The following is a 16005-nucleotide window of genomic DNA, read 5'->3' on the forward strand; positions in this document are numbered from 1 at the left end:
GGTAACTTTGGTATTAGAATTTTGTCCCTAGACGTCTACTAGTTTAGTGCAAGCAAACTTGAAAAAAGCCAACATATCATCAGTAGATGGAAAACCTGCTTGAGCTGTTTTATCATTGCCTCCGCCTTTACCGTTAAAGGATGAAAGATGTTCTGTCAAGAATTTCCCACAAGCGATGGATTTTGTTTCATTATGTGCAAGTACGATTTTATTTTCACTAGTTGTAGCAAACAAAATAAACAAACTATTTTCATTTGCAAGTTTGATGGCAAGATCTTTCATATCATGAAATGAAATGTCGTCAAAAATATGAAATAGATTATCATCTTTAGTTTGCGCTAGCATTTCATTTGCTAGAAATGTAAAATTCTTCTCTTTAAGAACGTTCAATCGTGTTTCTAATTCCCATTGTTCTTGTTCCCATTTTTCTATACGATGAAGAACTTCTCTTCGGCTAGTGTTGAATTTCGCAGATATATGATTTAAAATACTCAAACTTTCATTGAGTTCCTGTAGAGCGCGTGAACCACACTTGAAATAAATTCGTATCAATCCTTTTTGTTTTTCGGTTTTAAACACCTTAATTAATCCTATCTCACCCGTTCTTGATACATGGGTCCCCCCGCATGCATTATGTTCAATCCCTTCAATTTCTACAATGCGAATATTCTCTGTCACTTTTGGCATTTTTAGAAGATCAATGTTCTTTAACTCTTGATTGGTAACGAAATATTGATGGATTTTGCGGTTTTTATATATTTCATTATTCACTTCTTGTTCAATTCTCTCTATTTGTGCACGTGTTAGATCAGAGGTTTCTACATCAATCGTTACATCTTCTGCACCAAGGTGAAAGTTGACAGTACGTACTTGATAAAGTGAATAACAAACGGCAGACAACAGATGCTGTCCACTATGATGCTGCATATGATCAAACCTTCTACTCCAGTTAAGCTTACATTGGACATTCGTGCTTTCAGGCAGCCGTTTCAACTTATGTACAACCTCGTTATTTTCTATAAAAACATCTAGTACTTCTATTCCGTCTATTGTACCAGTATCACAAGGCTGTCCACCTCCAGTAGGATAAAAAGCGGTATCTTCTAAAATCACAAAGTAATTCTTTTCGTGTTCAATTGCTTTTTTGATATTCGTTCCCCAGTCTGTAGTGTATGGTAAGTGATAGTATATTTTTTGCGTCATAACAATCATCCCTTTCTATCCTAGTGTAAACCATCTTTAAAGGAGAACAAAAGAAGAAAGAGATAACACTCGTTATCTCTTAAAAAGTATTCAGTAAATTCTACTATTGTTTCTTTCCTGTATAAATATGAATGGCATCACGTAAGAACTTTGCTGTTCCTGGTTGATTTTTATCATAATAGGCAGTAAACCGATCATCATCAACATACATATCTGCAAGTCCACTATGTGCCTCTTCATTATATTCTTTCCAATAATACATTAACCATTGTTTATGCAAGTCTGCTGTTTTTTGAGCTATATCACTTGAAGGATCACCAGTTTTGTAAGCAGCTTCTAATGTGGTGTTGAGTTCTTCGGTAAGCTTAGACAATTCATCATGTTTTTCTTTTGTCATATCCAAGAATTTTTGATTGGATTGGTCTACGATATCGTCTCCATATTTTTCACGAATTTCGTTACCGTACTTTTTCTCATTATCTCTTATCAGCTTTTGTTTAAAACCTTCGAATTTTTCCTGGTTCGTCATTTTCATTCTCCCTTCGTTAGAGGCAATCGTTTTTTCTACATTGTGGATTAACTGATCTATCTGTGATCGTTTGCTGAGGAGTTGTTCCCGGTGCTCTTTTAAAGCAATAACAGCGTTGAAGGCTGGTGAAGTTATTATTTCCTTTATTTTGACTAGATTGAATCCGAGCTCTTTGTAGAATAAAATCTGCTGCAGCCTGTCAACTTCTGCCTGACCATAGATCCGATATCCGGACGAATTCATTTTTGCTGGCTTAAGAATGCCAATAGTATCGTAATAACGGAGCGTTCTCGTGCTGACTCCAGCTAAAAGAGCGAGCTTCTGCACGGTATATTCCATGTTAATCACCTCCTGACAATTTCACTTTACACCTTTACGCAACGTGAAGGTCAATGGGTTTTTTAAAAAAATTTCCTGATTTTATTGTAGGTATAGGACACTTATCTTCAAAATAGAAAAAACACTTTGATGTCAAATCAAAGTGTTTAAATAAAAAACGTATTATTTTGTTTTCTTTTTCGATTCAAAGACTAGCATCGATGATTTGTCATCATCAGGTACTGAATATAAGTTTATTCCGCTATCCGTATTTTCAAGATATACTGGATTCCGTGTAATCGTGTGTCCTTGAGAAGAAAACAAAGAGATCGGCAACTCATGAATCATATCCATCGTTTTCATATCCAATAGTGCTAGCCCGCCTAATTCATATTTTGCAGAATGACTTCCGTGTTGTGGAAGTTCAGTAATTCCGCTGCAAATCATATACTCTTTTCCCGCACCCTCGCAGTCCTGGTAATCAATAAAGTGACTTGGATTTTTTGATTTGCTTACTATTTTACCCTTTTGATTAAACTCATAAAATATTCTTGAACCCCAGCTTACGGCTTTCAAGTTTCCTTTTTTACGATCACTCAAAATTCCGCCGATATGATCATTCGTTCTAAACATTTCCTGAGGTACCATCTTTTTTGGATCTACTTTATAAATGATTGACTTACTGTTTGGTCGATATTCAGCAACGGAAACCCAAATCGCTTTTCCATCAAATGCAATTCCTCCAGGATGATACATATCACCTTCGCCAAGCTCTATATCCTTTAAGAGTTTTCCATCTTTATTGAAAACAAAGAGGTGGCCGACTCCCTTACCAGTTGTACGATCGTAGCCGTCACGAGGCTTTTCATATTTTACTGGTTTTTCAATAATCTGTACCGAAGACATATAATACAAGTCCCCTATTTTAGTCATTCCTTGTGGATGATAGGAATTAAATTGAAGATCTATTTTTTCTTTTTGCTCCCATTCTGTGTTACGTGACAGTTCTTGAAATTTTTCAGTAAGTTGCTCTCCGTCTTTCCCTAACTGCACATTTTCTGAATTTGCAAAAGCCGTAGTAACTGAACCGATTGTGGCAGCTGCCGCTAGTGTCAGCATCATTTTTTTCATCATAAAATCCTCCTATAACTTCTTATTATTTTTTTATACTATTAAAAATTATTGAGGTAACACTAATATCGCGTCACCAACAGGGCGTTCTCCAGTCGCATCAGAAGGAGTGTTTATCATGTTCTTATTTACTGTCATGGTTGTAGAGCCGCCTCCGTCTAGATTTAGCCCTTCAACAGCACCTAAAGATTTTAATAGCTGTGCACTTTCTATAAAATTAGCTCCAACACTATACCCTGTTTTTCTCCCGTCGATTGTGGCCAAAAGAATGGTACCATCGGCTTTTATCCCTGCAATGGTGCGAGGATGACGTCGCTGACCGAACTGGTAAAAGAACTCAGGATTATCAGGCTGGTGAAATCCTTCGGCAGTCGAAGGAATGTTTATTTTTCCATCCAGTAAAAGTCTTGGCCCACCATTAATGATTCCAGTGCCTGGATGTGAAGGAATTGTGCGTTCTTCTGCAAACACCTTTTTCTTAATTTTTACTTTTTCTCCATCATGCAGATGGTCAAGAATCCAACGAGCCGATTCATTCGTACCCGCTAATACTGTACTTCCTTCAGGTATTGTGCCTCCTCGTCTTTCTCTAATCTCAGTAATGATCCCTTTGCCGTTAATTATCGCTTCAGCTCCATCACCAGAAGGAGTATTTGTTCCATAGTGAGCAGAATATTGAATCAATTCACTTGAATCTGTACAAGTGAAATCGTGTTTTGGTTTATCTGTTTCTTGATCTCCAATACCCCCGCATCCACGAATAAGGCCAGGTACCCGGTTTAATCCATCCATTTCTTGTTTGCTACCATCAGAGGCTTGTATATTGAGTTTTGTATGAACAGTGGAAATGGAGCCATCATTTCTCTCATTTAAAATAAGGCTTGTCCGGCCATTTACAGCTTCACTAGTAAGCTCACCATCTTGCATAGAAACACCTGCAAGGTCACCTTCAGTTCCATCTTTCGTACCCACTACAAAATACCCGCCATTTATTCCGCCTATTGCATTCATCCTTTTTGACATGTCAGTCAGCTTTTCTTTTCCTTGGATTTGGTCATTAGCGATTACAGGTAATATTTGCCCTTTAAACGTTTTAGGATTTATCTCAAGAACATGAACAACCCAAGGCCCTGTAGTGGTTTCTCCATCTTCCCCAGTAAAAACTGCTTTAGAATCGTTGTATCCTTTAGTAACTAGTTCGTCTTTTAACACCTTAGCCTGTGACTCATCCTGGTATGGACCTATTCTTACTAAATACCCAAGAGGCTGTTGTTCTTGATCGTCTTGTGCTCTCTCTTTTATCGTTTTTATAAACGATTCATACCCTTCTGAAGCTAGCTTTTCTTTTAGTTTTAAAGCTTCATGATAGGAAGTAAGAAAATCTACGTTCACCATGTAGGCATCTAACCGATTGGCTTTCCCGAAAACGAGTCTAGAGAACGTTACACCTTCTTGTAATATTTGTGATTCTCTGTATTTCACATTTGAAAAGTATGACGGTGATGCTGCTTCTACAGTTTTAGCTTTTGAAGCGGAATGATAAGAGTAAGATGACAGCGTAAGAAATAGGAATGAAGTAAGAGTAATCACACCAGTCTTTTTCATTCCTTTTTTCTTTGTTGAATGAACGGATAAATTCATGGTTGCCCCCTTTATGTATGTATCTACTTCAACATACTAAAGAGTTATTAAGTTAAAGTAAGAATGACGTTATGTATTTGTAAAGAATCCTTTACCGAGCTTAAAACTAACGAGAAAAATAAAAAACGTTTTGCCTTGTCTCAGCAAAACGCTCCATTCTCTATTCATGAATTTTTTTAATTGAATTCAAATTATTGTTATGACATGTTAAACTTTCTTTTTGTTTTTATTGAGGCGATAATGGCGATTAAACTTCCACCTGCTGTATCTGCAAGCAGGTCTACCATCGTATCAACATTTCCTCCGCCTTGTAAGGTCATATTAAAAAATTGATCCATACTGAACTCATATATTTCCCAGACTACCCCTCCAAAGACCGAGAATGACAGAACGAAGAAAAAAACGAGCCAATAGGATATATCCTTGCGAGCATGTTGATGTGTCATCCGTTCATAAAGTGCTATGCCTACAAAAGCCAGGAGTGCTCCACTAAGAAGATGTAAAAAAGTGTCCCACCACCCAAGATGATAAAATCCTAAAATCGAACCAAGATACTGTGAAGCAAAAAGAAAAGCAAAATAAGAAAGCATTATAGGCATATTGAATTTGATCTTTGTAAAAAGAATGAGAATTAAAGGTACGAGACCGCAAAGAATGCCTCCGAAAGCGACTTGATAGCTATGAGTTTCACCTTTTGTAAAATATATAAAGAATAGGATGGCCATAAAGATGGCGTAAATCAAGCTTAGAAATAGAAGTATTTTTCTTTTCATGAAGGACCTCTCCATTTTCAAGGGAGTTATGATTTAACTACGAAACAAATTTCATCGACATCATTTCTTAAAAACAAAGTACCTTTGCCCTGCATAGTTAGACAAGGTGTAAAGAATCGAACCTAGAATTACAGATACGTCATTTTGTGAAATTAACAGTAAATCTTGCGAAGATAAATGTACATTTACAAGTTGAACACTAAGACGATAAGACAGAAAATAACAGATCAGAACAACTGCACCAAAGCGTAAACTGCCCTTAAAAATAGAAGTATTACTCTTGAAGGTGTAGTTACGGTTTAATATAAAGCTCGCAGCAGCACCAATCAGGTTGCCAGTAAAGGTTGATACCCAGTAGCTAAGCAGGAAACCGTTCATCAAGATAAAAATTACCGAAAGCCCAATCGCCGTATTCACGACTCCGACTAATAGAAAACGGACAAACGAATTAGTTGGTTTCAGGTAGTTTTCGAAGATTGAGATTATATGACTCATCTTTAGCTCTTTGTGTATTTTTTAAGGGAAGCGGCTTTGGAAAAGTGATTGAATCTATGTCTACAATAAATTTTGGGCGTCGTTTAGATTCTTTATAAATTTTTCCTATATATTCACCGATCAAGCCAATTCCAATGAGCTGAAGACCGCCGATCAACCATATTGAAGTAATCAGTGAAGTCCAGCCTGTTTCTGTATTGCCAGTCATTTTTAACGTTAAAAAGTAGACACCGAATAAAAGACTGACAAAAAATGAAATGAGCCCTGTTAATAACACAAACCGGATGGGAGTAACGGAAAAGGAAGTAATACCATCAAAGGCAAAATAAAGCATCTTCTTAAGCGGATATTTCGTTTCACCCGCTAATCTCTCTTTTCGATCATAATAAACCGAAGTGGATTTGAACCCAATAAGTGGCACTACACCTCGTAAAAACATGTTAACTTCCTTAAAATTCTCTAGTTCACTTAACGCTCTTTTGCTCATTAAACGGAAATCAGCATGGTTATAGATTAAGTTAACCCCCATTTTACTCATAAATTTATAGAAGAATTCAGCTGTATGGCGTTTAAAGAATGTATCGCAATCCCGCTTTTTTCGAACACCGTAAACAATGTCATAGCCATTGCTGAACTTTTCTATAAACCGAGGAATTACCGTAATATCATCTTGCAGATCAGCATCAATAGATAACACACAATCTGAAGACTCTTTAGCTGTAAAGAGGCCTGCAAGCAGAGCATTTTGATGACCTACATTTCGAGATAACTTAAGTCCTCTAATTTGTTCAGATTTTACACTTTCCTTATGGATAATGGACCATGTTTGATCCTTGCTGCCATCATCAACAAATAACAGCTTACTCTCTTTTGATATGAGATCTTCTGCTATCATTCGTTTAAGTAATAGATGCAGACTTTCGATTGTAATGGGTAATACTTCTTCTTCGTTGTAACAAGGTACAACAATCGTCAAAATGGGCTGTTTCATGTAAAGTACCTCCTGGTTGTTTACATTGCTTTGTATAAGTAAATTTTCCATACAGAAGATTTTGACTCAAACACATTGACCAACTGGAGTTTCATGTGTTTTGCATTATCAATAGGAAGCGCTGAAAATATGTACTCTCCTCCAAGCTTTTTAAACGGTTCCATTTTTAGCTGGACCTCTTTTAAGCGTTCATTGGAGTTCTTTTTAATCATATAGTGCTTGCCTAATTGGTCGGTAAACAGATAACAGCGCCCTCCCCATTCATCAAAATACGTCCGTATGCGTTTGTTTTTTGCTAATTCTTTATCCATTATTTCCCGAAAAGCATATTTGTATGTTAACGGATAGAAATTGTTATACGTATCAAGTGTATAAAAACCGTTATACTGAGCGATTGCAGGATGGATCCCTATACTTGCGACTCGATAATCTTCTAAGGGACGGCCGATATGTTCTTCGATGCTTTGAAAAAGTTCTTCTGCGTAGAACTCCTTAACACTTGGTTTTTTTCGATAAATAATCTCATCATTAAACAAAACTAATAGAGCTACCTGACCAATCAAAAGGAATGGAACAATATTTTTAAGAGTTTTACTATAGTTCCAAATGATGTTTAAGCCTAGTGCAAACCCAACGTATATGACTAACGGACGTAAAAAGTGGAAACGTGCAAAATTGAATGTGTCCATAAAATGAAAACGTTCTGTTAGAGGAAGCCAGCCTTCAAAAAACCAAAACGCATACCATGCTGATAAGGAAAAGTTAAGGATGAACAGAAAAACAAATACTTTCTCTTGTTTCCAAAGTCGATTCCAAATAATTAAAAATAAAGCCAACAAAGTTGTCAGCAACACAAATAGTCCATGTACAGTCATAACATGGGTATGACCAAGTACAAAATTTTTAAAAGTAAGTCTTGTAACCCACCATAAAGGCAACCGGGCATGAAAATATTCGTCTCTCGTATTGGGTTCGTCGTCAAAAATAAATGAATAAACTAAACGATATTCAATGAGAAGAAAAATAGAGGTCATAAAGGCAATCGATAGAAAAAAGCGCAAATTCCAACCTTTTCCTCGAATTACATCCGTTAGCCAAAAAATGCCCATTGCAAACAAAAAGAAGAAAAAGCCTAAAACAAAGCTTGAATAAAAAGGAAGCAGTGTAAGAACGAGATAATTTTTCCAATCCTTTTTCCCACTGCGTATATGTAAGAAAGCCCATAGAGCTAATGGCATACCAAGAGTACTTAACATTCCTGATGGCCAAAATGGAGTCAGTGCAAATGCAAGGGCTGTACCAATAATGATGAAACGATGCTGTTTTTGAGGTAACAAATGCTGTTTTAAAAGTAAATACATTCCCAAAAAAGCGAATAATCTGGTGATTGTTTGGTTGATCATATAAGCAGTCATCGTCGGGAAAAGTGTGTATAACCATACGATACCGCTAAATTCTGTACCCATCGCATTTCGAGGGAGTCCATTTATGATCTGGGGGATGGTTGAATCCACGCCTCCAAATAATTGCCCGCTTTCTTTAAGCACTTTGTACCAAGCAAGATTTGAATCGAGATTATCGTGAACACGAATATGTGCGTTTTCACCCAAAATGTATAATGGGGCTAAATAGAGAAGAATCATTGAGATAGCTATGTATAGTAATTTTCGTTCTTCCCATTCAAATTTATTAAAAGACAATAAGAACACCCCATCTTTAAATAGAGTCGTTTATAAGGTTACACATAATGGAACCAATGTATACACCTGTATAAATCCAAAAAAAATAGACACATATGTGCCTGAATAACTCGTTCCATTAATGATGTTATGTTCAATGTTTTATTTTATTTTTTTTTACAGGTGAAAATCCATTAGGAAATAATCTATGCCAGTTCCAAGCATGCTCAACAATGGTTTCCAAAGTGGAATAGACAGGTTTCCAGCCCAGTTCCTTTATTGCTTTTTCTGAATTAGCAATAAGCCTAGCGGGATCTCCAGGTCTTCTAGACATGACTTCTGTGAAAATGTTCTTCCCTGTTATTTTCCTGCAAGCTTCAACTACTTGGTTTACTGAAAATCCTGTACCGTTGCCTAGATTTAAAATGGAACTCGGGTGTCCATTTCGTAATCGCATAAGCGCCAAGTAATGAGCACTCGCTAAATCCAATACATGAACAAAATCACGTACACAAGTACCATCATGCGTATTATAGTCATCTCCAAAGATTACAACCTTTTCCCTCTTACCAAGAGCAGCTTGCAATACGATTGGTATAAGGTGTGATTCAGGTGTATGGTCCTCACCAATCCTGCCTTCTGGATCTGCCCCAGCTGCATTGAAATATCGAAGACTGATAGTTTTTAATCCGTAGCTCGTATCACACCATTTTAAAAAGTTTTCAATAACCAGTTTTGTCTCTCCATAAGGATTCGTCGGATTGGTTGAATCTTCCTCATCGATTGGAACCTTTTCTGGATTACCGTAAACTGCTGCAGAAGAAGAAAATACGATTTTCTTTATATCAAACTCCATCATTTTTTTAATAAGAGTAAAGGTACCCATAACGTTGTTTTCATAATATAGGAGTGGATCCTTCATACTCTCACCAACAAGGGAATCAGCTGCAAAGTGAATAACAGCATCTATTGTATGATTCGAAAAAATCTCATCAAGGATAGAACCATCAGCTATCGATCCTTTATAAAAGGAAGTCTCCAAAATGGCTTCCTTATGGCCAGTTTGGAGACTATCAAGAACGATTACCTTTTCATTTTGCTGTGTTAAATATAAAACAGTATGACTCCCAATATAACCAGCTCCGCCTGTCACTAAGATCGCCATAAGATTAATGCCCCTTTCAGTGCTTTATCAACATTCATGGATAAAATAAAGTTGCTGTTTTTTATGATTTTATTAATCGCTGGTAAAGAACATGAATGTTTTCTTCATACTGAAAGTGCTTCTCTTTAATCTAGAGACCTCAAGCGAACTGAATAATTACTATTTAATGGATATCTTTAATGAACGCGATTATTCGATTGACTTCTTTAAAGCCAACGTTCGTATGGAACTTGTAGCTCGCTTCATTTTCTAGTTCGATATCTGAACCAATCTGTTTACATCCTTTTGTCTTAAGCCATTCCTCTCCTTCTTTTAGCAGTTTTTTTGAAACTCCCTTTCTTCTAAGATCTGGCCTTACGTATACTCCTTCAACAAAGCCGGTTGGGTTCGATATAGCACCTTCTACATAGTCACTTCTAATGGAAACATGAATAAATCCAATAGGCTCTTCATTCTTTAAAAATAAAAACAATTTATCCTTATCCGAATGTAGAAGGTTCAAAAACTCACTTTTCAGTTCATTAAAGTCATTTTCAGGCCATAATTCCTTCCCCATTTTTGTAAGGTTATTTAGATGCATTTCCTTTGCTGCAATGATTAATCCCATTTTTTTTACTCCTTTTTTTGTTTATAGATGAATCCTATCTCCTCACTCTTGCCACCCTGCCGTTATTCACTTTAATCATATCTGCTACAGCTATTTTTACTAAAGAATATGGGGTGCCGCCACCCGTGTATATGTATGTAAGTTCTGTTACCTTCTGATCAATTAAAAAAAGAGCCGGAAAACCAAATGAAGGAACTCCACCAGCAGGAAAACCCGTCTTTTCTAAGATTTCCGCTTCATTTGCAAGTCTTGGACGAATGGTGTTTAAGACTTTGCCTACGTGTGAAGTGCTTGCCATGTCTTGTCCTTTTACAATTGCTATGATTATTTCATCCTTCTCACCAATCATACAAATGTTTTTAACAAACAAGTTTGGAGAAACATTCATTTCATTTGCTGCTTCTTCTACAGAATGGCAAGAGTCATTAAGAATATAGTGCTGAGCGTGAATTCCTAACCTGTTAATTTCTTTCGTTATTTTTGTATCATATTCATTCACTTAAGAAGTCCTCCTTTTAAAAAAGATAGCGATTAATCTGTACATTTAGTTTCAATTAAAGCTGATAGGACGGCTCCTGCAGCCTGAATCCAGCTTCCTGCCACTTGTAAAGATTGGCTGTATGCTCCATCGCCTTCTGGAAATTCTAAAGCATACCTTCCACCTAAAGCTTGCAACGAATTACCAGCTGCCTGAAGCAAGTTTGAAATGATAGTAAGTGACTGTTCTAATGAAGGTTCTCCGTCTAATTCATCTCCGAGTTCTATGGTTGCTCCAAAGGCTTGGAGTAAGTTTCCCTTTATATTCAATATTTGTTTTGTGGTATCTTCAAATTGAATCACCATTCCTGCTATAACGGTTGTGTTTCCGAGGGCTTGTACTTCATTCCCGATCCGAGTCAGTGTTAATGGTTGTTGTCCATCTGCGATTAAAGCATTTCCAGTAGCCTGAAGTGCGTTTCCGATCAAATCTAAGCCATCTTGTAATCCCTTATTTAAATACCTGCTAGGAGTATTAGCTATTGCTGAAATGACTGTTCCAATGGCTTGAATGACAGATCCGACTTGTTGTTTTTGCTGATTATCCATTTGAGAACCGTCCAATTCATAAGATCATTTTCTAGTGTATTCTTGAACTCAAATAGATGTTAAATCACTTATTCTTTAGATTGATCTTTTTCCAAGTTTCTGCTAGGTCATCTCCAATCGTGTTAATAATCTCATTTGTTGTGAAATAATACATATGCGATAATGGCGTCCAACTGTTAATCCAATTACCGCTATTGATTTCCATGTCTTGATGAACGGCTTTATCATAAGCGTCATTTAGTGGTTTTAACGGATAACCGAATACGTCATCTTTATCGTACATATTTAACCATTTTCCGCTCAGTCCAGTATGTATCTTTCCTAATTGGGGGGATGGAACTTGGATGGGCAAATCAAAATCCGCAAATCTGAGACTCCATAAGGCAAGGGGACTTCCCGCTGAATAAAACCCTGTTAACGTATCCCCCTTTTCTAACGGAGTGTCACGCATATTTTGTTTTATACTGTCTGGAATTCTATATGGTATATATTGTAAATCGTAAAAATAATTACTCGTAATTACAGTTCCTAAACTATGAGCAACTACGAAAAGTGGTGCATCAGATCCTGCAGCCTCACTTAATTCTTGAAGACCTCGCGCATACGTTTCATGAACTTTTATGTAATTGGGATTATGATTTGCTGATGGCTGATAGGCGATGGCATCTCCGAAAAAGTGGATAACAAATTTCCTTAACTTTGCAAAATCAAGTCTTGAATCCGCAGAGAGCTTTCTCCACATCTCATTTTCTCTTTCATTGAAAACAATTCCCCAATAGATAGGTTGAATAACGAGTTCACTTTCTGGTGAAGGAAAGTATGGTTTTAAATTTTGTGAAAATCGTTTTGTTATCTCTTCCGAAAACACATCAGAAAAATCTTCTTTTTGATCTCCAATTCCGTGAAGAATAGCTACAGCAATTTTCTTCGTCATGATGATACACATCCTTTTATAGGTTTTAATGGTCAATTTGCTGAAAACAAGTATATGGATACCGAAGAAATTCAATACTATAGGTAGATTGTGAGGGATATATGATGAACAAAAACAAATTTCATTTAACTCTATTACTGATCGTTATTGCTTTTTTCATCTGGTCTGCTATTAAACCGGCTGGATATGGAATATGGTTTTTAGAAGTAGGACCTTCTGTCATTGTCGTCCTCGTCCTTCTTTATTTTTATAACAAGGTGAGGCTTACATCCTTTTCTTACTCCATCATTGCCCTATTAACCATTTTAACGTTTATTGGTGGTCATTTTACGTATGATGATGTACCGTTATTTGATTGGCTTCAGGATAACTATGATATGAAAAGAAACCACTATGATCGGTTTGGGCATTTTATTAAAGGTTTATCTTTTATCGTGATTCGAGAGATACTGATCTTAAAAACGTCTTTACCTATAAGCAAGTGGCTACAGTTTATTGCTATTAGTATAACCCTGGCCATGTCTGCTTTTTACGAAATAATTGAATGGCTTGCAGGTAAGGTATCAGATAGAACTTCAAAAAACTTCATGGGCGCACAAGGTGATATATGGGATGCTCAATGGGATATGTCATTGACATTGTTGGGAGCAATTTTAACTTTACTTTTGTTGACAAGATGGCATAACCATCTTCTGAATCAATCAAAGAATAATGAATGGTCGTGAAGGTTATAGCTCCTTTTTATTATTATGGAAAAAAGCGATAAACCCTTTTTTATGAAGTCTCTTCCCTCTTTCTATATTTTTTAGGATTTTAACGAACAATAGAAAGAGGTGTTTTTATGAAGCGAATGATTACCATTCTAATTCCTTTTTTAGCGGGGTTTTTACTGTACTCTGCGTGGGCTGGTTTTGTAGAAAAAGAGTTTACCTACACAGAGTACAAAGGATATATCATTAACAAAGTGCAATCAGATCAAGTCATTGAGGTGGGGTCATCCATAATAACTCAACCTCTATATAAGGTCGTTTTTTCAAACGGAAAAGAATTATCTGTCCCGTATGCAATTTATAAACAGTTACATAAAGGTGACCATAAAGTTTTAATAAAACAAAAAGAGAATCTTATTATTATCAAATAAAAAGAGCGTGCTCCTAAAGGTGTATATTACCTTGAGCCAGCTCTTTTTTGAGGTTAATAACGAACATCCGTTACAGGGATAAGGGGGTGATTAAATGCGATAAAATACGCCAAACCAATCAACAAAATAAAATAAAATAAAAAGATAAAGTCATACGGTGAAATTCTCATTTTATAATAAAATGTCCTTTTTACAGAGGAATCGAACCTTTTAGCTTCCATCGCAACTGCGATCCGGAAAGCTCTACGAATGCTTTGTGAGAGCAATGGAATGGGTATTGATATCGACAATTTTAAAATATTGTTCATCCCTTTTGTTGATTGCAATCCTCTTACTTTACGGGCATATCGGATGGTTTGAAACTCTTCAATCATGATCGGTATTAAACGGATAGCCGCCATAAAACTATAGGCATATTTTGGAGGGAGCTTCAATTGTTGCATGAGTGAATAGAACAGCAGGACGGGTCTCGTTGTAAGGGCAAATGTTAACCCCATCAGAGCAAACGATAAAGCACGAAACCCTATATGAATACCTCGAAAAAGACTTTCTTCCGTAACATGTACGAGTCCCCACTTAAAAAGTGTCGTTTCTCCTTTTCCGAAAAAAATCATAGATAAAGCGGTAGAAAGAAAAATGAGCATAAATGGCAACAAAAACAATAAGATCCGCTTAAGTGATTGACCAGTAAAGAGTATGAATAAAAGGGCGATTGCAATCGTGAACATTATCATGAAGTTCAAATTATGAATGGTGAGAACAAAAAGAAATAATAGTGTTATACAAATCAATTTAAAAGAAGGGTTTACTTTATGCAGCCAGTTCTCTTTACTGTGAAAAGCTGTATGCATTCTTATCCTCCTTGCTTCTTTGATTGTTTTTCCAATCTTTTATCACCTTACCTCCTTGAACTTCCCATACCCTTGTACCAAAATGCTTTATCACTTGTTGATCATGTGTAACCATAATAATGATCGTCCCGGTTTTTCGTTGATTCTCCAACATTTCAAGAAGCTTAAATGTGTTTTTTGAATCTTGTCCAAATGTCGGTTCATCTAATAATAATAGTTTAGGACTTTGTACGAAAGCTGTAGCAACACTCAGCCGTCGTTTCTGTCCATGTGAGAGTTGGTATGGATGATGCTTAATTTTATCTTTAAGACCAAATATGGATAGAATTTCATCTGCATTATTACGGATTGCTTGCTGATCTGCTTTTTTAATCTGATGGGCATATGTAATTTCATCATAGACTGTATTGGTAATAAACTGATATTCAGGATTCTGAAATACAAAATAGGCTTTATCTTGTAAATCTTCAATCTTATGAATGCATTGATTATGGATTGTATAAGTTCCTGTTGTACGTAATAGTTGCATTAGTGATAATAATAGCGTGCTTTTTCCTGATCCATTTTTTCCGATAACCGAAATCCATTCACCTGGATATATTTCAGCATCCTCTACGGCAATCATCACTTCCTTATTTCGAAAACCTTTAAAATTTTTAAGACGCAAGGAATGCTTATTCCCGTCTTTTTTGTAGTGTTTATTTAATTTATTCCTCATCAGATAACTGTCCCAAACCCCAGGATACCAGATTCCATAATGATCAAGTTCTTCTTGATAATTAGAAAAAACATAAGAAACATCACCATCAGCCAAAATTTTTCCATCAGGGGTAAATACGATAACACGGTCAATAAAATCCAGAATCTGATCTACTTTATGCTCAACTATAATTACGGTTTTATGTTCAGAAATATTTTTAATCGTATCCCATATTTGTGCAGTCCCCTGCTCATCTAAAAGAGCGGTTGGTTCATCTAGAAAAAGCACTTCTGGGTTAAGTGCCAAAACAGAGGCAATAGCCAATCGCTGTTTCATACCCCCGGAGAGTGATTGTATGGGAGTATGAATGTTATCTATTTGTAGTCCTACTGTGTTTAACAATTCCTGAATTTTTTCGATCATCTCGTCTCGTTGGACTTGAAGGTTTTCTAGTACAAACGCAATCTCCTCATCAACATATGGCATACAAAATTGTGAGTCAGGATCCTGAAATACAAACCCCCATGCTTCGGGGATTTGTATTTTCTCGTGTTTGATTGGGACTTCGATCGCCTTTGGAATAAGTCCAGAAAGAACCTGCAGAAGTGTGGATTTTCCACATCCTGATGGACCAAGCAATAATACCTTTTCACCCTTATGAAAAGAAAGGCTCAAATCCTTAAACAATAAACTCTTTTCATGAGGGAACTTCAATCTTAAATGATCAACGAAAGAAACATTATCCATCCTCTACACCTCGA

The 16005-nt window shown here is 36.4% G+C and carries 17 protein-coding genes; 2 read left to right on the forward strand and 15 right to left on the reverse strand.

Annotated elements, in window-relative coordinates:
* Window positions 1-27: 27 nt before the first annotated feature.
* From KUV80_RS04085 to KUV80_RS04145, 13 genes are all read right to left on the reverse strand, one after another.
* Window positions 28-1203 (reverse strand): alanyl-tRNA editing protein, encoded by a 1176-nt coding sequence (locus tag KUV80_RS04085; protein WP_222461392.1) that lies wholly within the window; start codon window positions 1201-1203, stop codon window positions 28-30.
* A 103-nt stretch (window positions 1204-1306) separates the two neighbouring features.
* Complete coding sequence (locus KUV80_RS04090) at window positions 1307-2071, reverse strand: MerR family transcriptional regulator (RefSeq protein ID WP_222461393.1); 765 nt, start codon at window positions 2069-2071, stop codon at window positions 1307-1309.
* A 162-nt stretch (window positions 2072-2233) separates the two neighbouring features.
* On the reverse strand, window positions 2234-3181 hold the full coding sequence (locus tag KUV80_RS04095) for a DUF6454 family protein (protein WP_222461394.1): 948 nt from the start codon (window positions 3179-3181) through the stop codon (window positions 2234-2236).
* Window positions 3182-3229: 48 nt separating this feature from the next.
* Window positions 3230-4822: a phosphodiester glycosidase family protein gene (locus tag KUV80_RS04100; RefSeq protein ID WP_222461395.1), complete on the reverse strand. Its 1593-nt coding sequence runs from the start codon at window positions 4820-4822 to the stop codon at window positions 3230-3232.
* 197 nt (window positions 4823-5019) lie between these two features.
* Complete coding sequence (locus tag KUV80_RS04105) at window positions 5020-5595, reverse strand: hypothetical protein (protein WP_222461396.1); 576 nt, start codon at window positions 5593-5595, stop codon at window positions 5020-5022.
* Window positions 5596-5655: 60 nt separating this feature from the next.
* The gene (locus KUV80_RS04110; RefSeq protein ID WP_222461397.1) at window positions 5656-6090 is read right to left on the reverse strand and encodes a GtrA family protein; all 435 of its coding nucleotides are present in this window, start codon (window positions 6088-6090) and stop codon (window positions 5656-5658) included.
* The gene (locus KUV80_RS04115) at window positions 6044-7081 is read right to left on the reverse strand and encodes a glycosyltransferase family 2 protein (RefSeq protein ID WP_222461398.1); all 1038 of its coding nucleotides are present in this window, start codon (window positions 7079-7081) and stop codon (window positions 6044-6046) included. The genes KUV80_RS04110 and KUV80_RS04115 overlap by 47 nt, the downstream gene beginning before the upstream one ends.
* A gap of 20 nt (window positions 7082-7101) precedes the next feature.
* Window positions 7102-8781, reverse strand: coding sequence for a DUF6044 family protein (locus KUV80_RS04120; protein WP_276516586.1), 1680 nt, complete (start codon window positions 8779-8781; stop codon window positions 7102-7104).
* A 133-nt stretch (window positions 8782-8914) separates the two neighbouring features.
* On the reverse strand, window positions 8915-9925 hold the full coding sequence (gene galE, locus KUV80_RS04125) for a UDP-glucose 4-epimerase GalE (protein ID WP_222461399.1): 1011 nt from the start codon (window positions 9923-9925) through the stop codon (window positions 8915-8917).
* Between the two features lie 163 nt (window positions 9926-10088).
* Complete coding sequence (gene aac(6'), locus KUV80_RS04130; RefSeq protein WP_222461400.1) at window positions 10089-10532, reverse strand: aminoglycoside 6'-N-acetyltransferase; 444 nt, start codon at window positions 10530-10532, stop codon at window positions 10089-10091.
* Window positions 10533-10566: 34 nt separating this feature from the next.
* Window positions 10567-11031, reverse strand: a complete 465-nt coding sequence (locus tag KUV80_RS04135) for an aminoacyl-tRNA deacylase (protein WP_222461401.1) — start codon at window positions 11029-11031, stop codon at window positions 10567-10569.
* Between the two features lie 32 nt (window positions 11032-11063).
* Complete coding sequence (locus tag KUV80_RS04140; RefSeq protein ID WP_222461402.1) at window positions 11064-11618, reverse strand: DUF6944 family repetitive protein; 555 nt, start codon at window positions 11616-11618, stop codon at window positions 11064-11066.
* Window positions 11619-11682: 64 nt separating this feature from the next.
* Entirely contained in the window at window positions 11683-12552 is an 870-nt protein-coding gene (locus KUV80_RS04145) for a chemotaxis protein (protein WP_222461403.1), read from the reverse strand.
* 104 nt (window positions 12553-12656) lie between these two features.
* Between KUV80_RS04145 and KUV80_RS04150 the strand changes: the two genes are divergently transcribed.
* Window positions 12657-13277 (forward strand): DUF2238 domain-containing protein, encoded by a 621-nt coding sequence (locus tag KUV80_RS04150; RefSeq protein ID WP_222461404.1) that lies wholly within the window; start codon window positions 12657-12659, stop codon window positions 13275-13277.
* Window positions 13278-13393: 116 nt separating this feature from the next.
* On the forward strand, window positions 13394-13693 hold the full coding sequence (locus KUV80_RS04155; protein WP_222461405.1) for a hypothetical protein: 300 nt from the start codon (window positions 13394-13396) through the stop codon (window positions 13691-13693).
* Window positions 13694-13746: 53 nt separating this feature from the next.
* Here KUV80_RS04155 and KUV80_RS04160 read toward each other — a convergent pair whose 3' ends face one another.
* Both KUV80_RS04160 and KUV80_RS04165 read right to left on the reverse strand, forming a co-directional pair.
* The gene (locus KUV80_RS04160) at window positions 13747-14544 is read right to left on the reverse strand and encodes an energy-coupling factor transporter transmembrane component T family protein (protein WP_222461406.1); all 798 of its coding nucleotides are present in this window, start codon (window positions 14542-14544) and stop codon (window positions 13747-13749) included.
* Window positions 14522-15991 (reverse strand): ABC transporter ATP-binding protein, encoded by a 1470-nt coding sequence (locus KUV80_RS04165; RefSeq protein ID WP_222461407.1) that lies wholly within the window; start codon window positions 15989-15991, stop codon window positions 14522-14524. Before KUV80_RS04165 ends, KUV80_RS04160 begins: the two co-directional genes overlap by 23 nt.
* Window positions 15992-16005 lie beyond the last annotated feature (14 nt).

It is taken from the genome of Fictibacillus nanhaiensis, assembly GCF_019801215.1.
GTDB classification, from domain to species: Bacteria; Bacillota; Bacilli; order Bacillales; family Fictibacillaceae; genus Fictibacillus; species Fictibacillus nanhaiensis_C.

What these genes read in the sequence shown, in the direction of transcription:
- KUV80_RS04145 (WP_222461403.1), bottom strand. Translation starts at nt 12,552, where the DNA reads ATGACGAAGAAAATTGCTGTAGCTATTCTTCACGGAATTGGAGATCAA.
- KUV80_RS04110 (WP_222461397.1), bottom strand. Translation starts at nt 6,090, where the DNA reads ATGAGTCATATAATCTCAATCTTCGAAAACTACCTGAAACCAACTAAT.
- KUV80_RS04085 (WP_222461392.1), bottom strand. Translation starts at nt 1,203, where the DNA reads ATGACGCAAAAAATATACTATCACTTACCATACACTACAGACTGGGGA.
- KUV80_RS04095 (WP_222461394.1), bottom strand. Translation starts at nt 3,181, where the DNA reads ATGAAAAAAATGATGCTGACACTAGCGGCAGCTGCCACAATCGGTTCA.
- KUV80_RS04105 (WP_222461396.1), bottom strand. Translation starts at nt 5,595, where the DNA reads ATGAAAAGAAAAATACTTCTATTTCTAAGCTTGATTTACGCCATCTTT.
- KUV80_RS04115 (WP_222461398.1), bottom strand. Translation starts at nt 7,081, where the DNA reads ATGAAACAGCCCATTTTGACGATTGTTGTACCTTGTTACAACGAAGAA.
- KUV80_RS04140 (WP_222461402.1), bottom strand. Translation starts at nt 11,618, where the DNA reads ATGGATAATCAGCAAAAACAACAAGTCGGATCTGTCATTCAAGCCATT.
- KUV80_RS04160 (WP_222461406.1), bottom strand. Translation starts at nt 14,544, where the DNA reads ATGCATACAGCTTTTCACAGTAAAGAGAACTGGCTGCATAAAGTAAAC.
- galE (WP_222461399.1), bottom strand. Translation starts at nt 9,925, where the DNA reads ATGGCGATCTTAGTGACAGGCGGAGCTGGTTATATTGGGAGTCATACT.
- KUV80_RS04165 (WP_222461407.1), bottom strand. Translation starts at nt 15,991, where the DNA reads ATGGATAATGTTTCTTTCGTTGATCATTTAAGATTGAAGTTCCCTCAT.
- KUV80_RS04150 (WP_222461404.1), top strand. Translation starts at nt 12,657, where the DNA reads ATGAACAAAAACAAATTTCATTTAACTCTATTACTGATCGTTATTGCT.
- KUV80_RS04090 (WP_222461393.1), bottom strand. Translation starts at nt 2,071, where the DNA reads ATGGAATATACCGTGCAGAAGCTCGCTCTTTTAGCTGGAGTCAGCACG.
- KUV80_RS04155 (WP_222461405.1), top strand. Translation starts at nt 13,394, where the DNA reads ATGAAGCGAATGATTACCATTCTAATTCCTTTTTTAGCGGGGTTTTTA.
- KUV80_RS04100 (WP_222461395.1), bottom strand. Translation starts at nt 4,822, where the DNA reads ATGAATTTATCCGTTCATTCAACAAAGAAAAAAGGAATGAAAAAGACT.